The organism is Azospirillum sp. UFLA03-27 (assembly GCF_059803775.1).
On record NZ_JAUQTX010000473.1, the window covers coordinates 1 to 1845 of the forward strand.

A 1845-nucleotide genomic window follows, 5' to 3' on the forward strand; every position below is an offset into this window, starting at 1 on the left:
ACTCGTCGGGGCAATGTGTAATACCAACGGCAAGTGAATGACCCCAATGAGGCGAGGCCGATCACATGTTGGAAGGCATGGGAAGCAAGGTTCATTTGGTCCGTCATCTCGATGAGGCGGAACTGTATCGGCTCTATCGGGACGAGAAGGATGGGGCGCAGCGTTCGCATCTGCAGATTATCTGGCTGCTGCCCCCGGAGCGCTCAGCAAAGTTTGTCTCCGAGGAGACGGGCTATTCACAGCGTTGGATCAGCGACGTCATTGGACGGTCGCTCATGCCATGCCTCCAGAGATGGTCTCGGAGACGGATACCGGCCGGAATCGCCGTCCAGCACGCACATGGCCATATGGCGGGCCAGGCCTCGCGGCCACGACAAAAAAGGGAGCGGTCCAGCGTCGATGGACCGCCCCCCCCTTTTACCAGACGGCCGAAGCCGCGTTACGCCGCGTGGCTCAGCAGCGACGGGTCGATGTGGTCGAACAGCGGATCATAGCCGGCATCGACCGGCATGGCCCCGTACACGCTGTTCGCCACCGCCACCGCGTCGGCCACGGCAACCGGAGCGGCCGCCGCCTGCTGGGCCGCGACGTGGCTCCACACGCTGTCCGTTCCGGCGTCGAGCGCCAGCGCCGTGGCCTCGCCGACCGGGGTGGCCGAGGGGAAGAAGCTCTTGTCGGCGTCAACCACCAGCGTGCCGTTCCACCACAGGCCGGACTGGCCCTTGACCACATCCTTGCCGTCCAGCGCACCCTTGTCGTAGGTGACGATGCTGTCGGTGGCGGAGACGGACTTGCCGTTGATCGTGACCTTGTTGACGATCAGCGAGCGGTCCTGCCCGTTCACCACGGCGTCGTTGTCGTACTGGATCTGCACCTTGTGCGCCTGATCGGCGCTCAAGCTGGTGGTGAAGCTGTAGTCCTTGGCCGAGGTGCCGGCCACACCCTCCCCGACCTTCTGGCCGTCCACCAGCAGGTTGAAATGGGCGTTCACCCCGCCGGCCGCCGCGCCGGAGGCGTTGACGGTGATCGTCGTGGTGCTGGGACCGCTCTGCGGCAGCGTGCCGCCTGCGGGGAACTCCTTGGCCGGGGCGTCGACCACCAGCGTGCCGCCCCACCACATCGACGATTGGCCCTTGACCACGTCCTTGCCGTCCAGCGCGCCCTTGTCATAGGTGACGATGCCGTCGGTCGGGTTGTGGGCGGTGCCGTTGATGGTGATCTTGTTGACGAACAGGTTGCGGTCCTGCCCGTTGACGAAGCCGTCGTTGTCGTACTGGATCTGCACCTTGTGCGGCTGCCCGGCGGTCAACGCGGTGGTGAAGCTGTAGTCCTTTGCCGCCGTGCCGACCGTGGCGTCGCCGATGGCCTTGCCGTCCACCAGCACCTTGAAATGCGCGTTCACCCCGCCCGCGGCGGCGCCGGAGGCGTTGACCTTGATCGTCGTGACGCTGGCCGTCGGCGTCGTCGGGACGGTCGGTGTGGTCGTCGTGGTGTCCACCGCGAAGCCGGTGGAGGCGCCCGCCTTGCCCGCGTTGCCGGCGAGATCGGTGTAGCTGCCCACCTTCACCGCCACGTTGGCGTCGGTGATCTTCGTGTTGGTCGAGGGCGTGAAGACGGCGGTGTAGGTGGAGGCGTCCACCGTCTTGAAGCCGCTCAACGTGCCGCCCTTCACCGTGGTGTCGGCCAGCGCGAAGCCCTTCACATCTTCGCTGAAGTCGAAGGTGACGAGCGGCTTCTCACCCTTGGTCACGCTGCTGTCGGCGATGGTCACCTTGACCGTGGGGGGCGTGGTGTCGGTTGGGGCCTGTCTCTTATACACATCTGACGCTGCCGACGATTATACGC

Annotated in this window: 1 pseudogene; it reads right to left on the reverse strand. The window is 65.5% G+C overall.

Going from position 1 to position 1845, the window contains the following annotated elements:
• Nucleotides 1-439: 439 nt before the first annotated feature.
• A pseudogene (locus tag Q4I23_RS32465) lies at nucleotides 440-1801 on the reverse strand (carbohydrate-binding domain-containing protein); the annotation flags it as partial.
• Between the last annotated feature and the right edge of the window lie 44 nt (nucleotides 1802-1845).